Origin of the sequence: Sphingobium mellinum (assembly GCF_037860795.1) — a bacterium.
Taxonomy (GTDB): Bacteria; Pseudomonadota; Alphaproteobacteria; order Sphingomonadales; family Sphingomonadaceae; genus Sphingobium; species Sphingobium mellinum.
Genome location: NZ_JBANRK010000046.1, coordinates 1 through 3,289 on the forward strand (window position 1 = coordinate 1; position 3,289 = coordinate 3,289).

Consider the following 3,289-nt stretch of genomic DNA (forward strand, 5'->3'; position numbering starts at 1 on the left):
AATCAGGTGTTTGCCGACACCTGAGCGGGGCTGTCGGCGCTTAGCGTATATCTGGGTCCGTTCTATGTACTGACCCCGTCTTGCGCCAATACCAGGTTCCCGACCCGCAAGGCTGGCGAGCGGCCGGCCGCGCACCGCGGGGCGCTCCTTGATGCGCCGCACTTGCACCCGCCGAAACAACGGACGCGACGATATGCCGCCCGCCTGCGTCCAGGCGGCGATTGCGCACACCGAGCGCGGTGAAAGAAACGCCGTCGCCCCCTCCCCGTCTGGGGCGCCCTAACTGCGCGGGATGCTGAGCAGGCGCGCGTCAGGATCGTTCGCTTCGACCACGTGCTCGGCATTGATCGCCACCAGTTCGGACGCGCGCAGCCCGGTGTCGTAGCCAGCCGATAGCAGCGCCCGATCGCGCAGCCCCGGCAGATCGTCAACGCAGCCATCGAGCAATACGCGGATATTCAGCCCGCGAGCCAGATCCCGCTCGACATCCTTTACCGGTCCCTTGAACCGCAAGGGCCGCGCCTGCGCCTGCGCGGTGCCAAGACGGCGGCGGAGCGCCTGCAGCCGCAGCTTCACCAGCGAAGCCGGCTTGCTCCCCTTCGCGAGATTTTACGCTACCGGTTGGAGCAGGGGCTGGCTCACAAAGCGATACCCATCCGGCTTCGGCCGCGCCGTGCACAATGCAAAGCCATGACAACAAACCACGAACTGACGAGCATCAGGGTCGCCGCAAACCATCGACCAAAAAAGCCGGATCGCCTGGCCAACGTTTGCGCGTCGTCTCTCGCAAAGTTTCGGACCGTGCATTATGCAATGGCTGGAGCATGGTTGGGGCGTTCGCTCAGGGCTTCATCGCCCAGCGCCTTATGCAACGTCTGGTGGAGGTGATGAATGGCGATCTCGTTGCGCCCGACTGTGAAGTGATCCTGCGCGCCCGAGAGAAGTGTTTCCTGCGTGGATTGGACGACCGGATAATCCTCCTCGCGAACGGTCTTGTGCGTCATCATGGACCAGTGCCGCGTCTCTTCCTCGATCGGCGTTCCGATAAAGTCGGTACTGACCACGGTGCGGGAGATGGTGATTGAGGTTTCAGGGCTGCCGCCGGGCAGGACCTGATTGATGAAAATTCGTTCCACTGGCTCGACCCCGGCTTCCCGATCGCTCGAAAAGGCCGTGTCGCTGGCAAAAGCGAAAAACGTAGTAGGGAAACAGGTAAAGGCGAGTTGTACATAGCGCTTGAGATCATCTGTCGATGAGGGATCGCATTTATCGATACCCAGAACCGGGGTCAGAAACCGGTTGTGAAGACCCAGCCTGTCAAACTTCAGTACATTGGGAATGACAAAGCTGCCGAAGCTCTTGGCATGTAGGCTGATGAAATGATAGGATTCACAATAGCCCTCAAACGCCAGCTTCCAGTTCGCCGCCGGCAGTTCGATCTGGTTTACGACCTGGAAGCGATCCAGGCGACATTTCGCCAGTAATTCCATCATCTGCGGCCCCAGATATTCGTCGAGGTCCAGCGGCACGCCCGGGGTGAGCATCCCCCAGATCAGGCCCGAACGTTCCTCGACGGCAAGCTCGGTAAGGCCATAACAACTCTTGTCGACGTCGCCGAAGATCCTGCTCTCGGGTAATGCCAGAAGTTTTCCATCCAGCCCATATGTCCAGGCATGGTAGATGCAGGTAAAGCGCGGCTGCTTGCCCTTTCCTTCCTCGACCACCTTGGCGCCCCGGTGCCGGCAGGCATTGATGAACAGCCGCACCTCTCCGGATTTCAATCGCGTCAGGAGCATCGGCACGCCAAGCCGCGTCATCGCCCAATAGCTGCCAGGCTCGGACAGTTCGCTCGACAATGCAAGCATCATCGGCGTCGTCCGAAGGAATTTGACTTCGCGTTCCCAACGCTCGCGATCGGTATAGTCCGTGACGGGAATCTTGAGGATATCGGGCGCGAGCGTCGGCTCCTTACGCGCCACCAAATCCATGATCTCATCATAATGGGAACGCAACTCGGCGTGCTCGAAACCAATCATTCCTTTCGACCTCATCCTATATCAAAACACCCAGTTGCGGCGCACCAGCGTGCGGTTTGTGACGATAACTGAGCCGCTCGCCATGGAATTGCACAGCTTCAGCACCGAGTCAAAAGAAATAGAGTGATCGTTCGCTCTATATAGCGATCACTCACTATATAACGCGGGTTTCATTCGTTTGGCGAAAATTGTAGGGCCTATCCGATTCGAGATTTTGCCGCGAAGGGTGGCGAGGAAGGTAACATGGCACAATCGACGGCAGCGGCATCACGACGGGAGGAACTCGCGAAATACCGCCGAAACCAGATTCTCGACGCCGCGCGCGCATGTGTTATCGCCGAGGGTTTTCACGCAGCAACCATAAGCCGCATCTGCGCGGAAGCAGCCATGAGCGTCGGGCACCTCTACAAGATATTCGAGAGCAAGGAAGCGATCATGATCGCTCTCACCGAGCGCGATTTTGAAGAATTCATGTTGCACATTACACATCCGGATGAGCTCGGGACTCTGAGCATCGGTGTGCTCATTGATCGATACTTGAATGATATTCGATGGCTGCTCGACTATGACCGGGCAGCGCTCGCACAAGCAGTCTTGGCCGAAGCGGCACGCAATCCCAGAGTTGCCGAACTGGTTGCGCGCGTCGATGACCGATTTAGAGACGCGGTTCGCGCGATTGCGGCCCCGGTGTTCGAAGGCCTCACGGAAAGAGAAATCGACGGGCGCATCGAGACGCTGCTCGTGATGACGCGGGCTTTGTCGCTGCACGCGAGTACCCATCCGGCCAGCGACCCCGGAATTATTGGCGCAGGGTTCGAAGTAGCGCTGCGGGCAATTTTGTCCCCTCCTCCTTCGCAGCCCCTTAAGGCTACGCACGAGGTCGATAAGTTCAACGACGAAAAGGCTGGGATTGGTTAGCAGCCCCGTCGGGCGACCGGAACTGAACGTGGATACTTTGCCGAATCCGCAGCGGTTTCCGGTCAGAGGATGCCGCCTGATAGGCGGCAACCAGCGCTTTGTTGACGATGACGCGCGCGCCGACGCGCCGTTTTACCGACCCCGTCTCGATCCGCCTGAGGACCGACTTGAGTGAGGTGACATGGTGAAAGTGGTCTAGCTTTTGAGTTAGCTTTTCCGTCGGATTTTCCTGGGTCGAGGAGGGTTCGTCAGATGAAGAGTAATACCAACCTGCATTGATCACGACCCACGCGCCCATTTGCGGCGTCCTATGGTCATGATGCGCCACGGCTGAT

General features: G+C 58.7%; 3 protein-coding genes and 1 pseudogene. 1 reads left to right on the forward strand and 3 read right to left on the reverse strand.

The genetic code is table 11. The features are described from left to right. Positions 1 to 96 precede the first annotated feature (96 nt). Together AAC640_RS18235 and AAC640_RS18240 are read right to left on the reverse strand one after the other, a co-directional pair. A pseudogene (locus AAC640_RS18235) lies at positions 97 to 600 on the reverse strand (site-specific integrase); the annotation flags it as partial. A 206-nt stretch (positions 601 to 806) separates the two neighbouring features. Further along, a complete protein-coding gene (locus AAC640_RS18240; RefSeq protein WP_340268861.1) occupies positions 807 to 2,036 on the reverse strand; it encodes an aromatic ring-hydroxylating oxygenase subunit alpha in 1,230 nt (409 codons plus the stop codon). 243 nt (positions 2,037 to 2,279) lie between these two features. Between AAC640_RS18240 and AAC640_RS18245 the strand changes: the two genes are divergently transcribed. Then, positions 2,280 to 2,954, forward strand: coding sequence for a TetR/AcrR family transcriptional regulator (locus AAC640_RS18245; RefSeq protein ID WP_340268863.1), 675 nt, complete (start codon positions 2,280 to 2,282; stop codon positions 2,952 to 2,954). On the opposite strand, the gene AAC640_RS18250 is transcribed toward AAC640_RS18245, so the two are convergent. Then, positions 2,926 to 3,289: hypothetical protein (locus tag AAC640_RS18250; RefSeq protein WP_340268865.1), on the reverse strand; the 364-nt coding region annotated here is incomplete at its 5' end. The two genes, AAC640_RS18245 and AAC640_RS18250, sit on opposite strands and share 29 nt — an antisense overlap.

Bases quoted from the DNA above. Each gene is read 5' to 3' on its own strand.
- AAC640_RS18240 (WP_340268861.1), bottom strand. From the start codon at position 2,036: ATGATTGGTTTCGAGCACGCCGAGTTGCGTTCCCATTATGATGAGATC.
- AAC640_RS18245 (WP_340268863.1), top strand. From the start codon at position 2,280: ATGGCACAATCGACGGCAGCGGCATCACGACGGGAGGAACTCGCGAAA.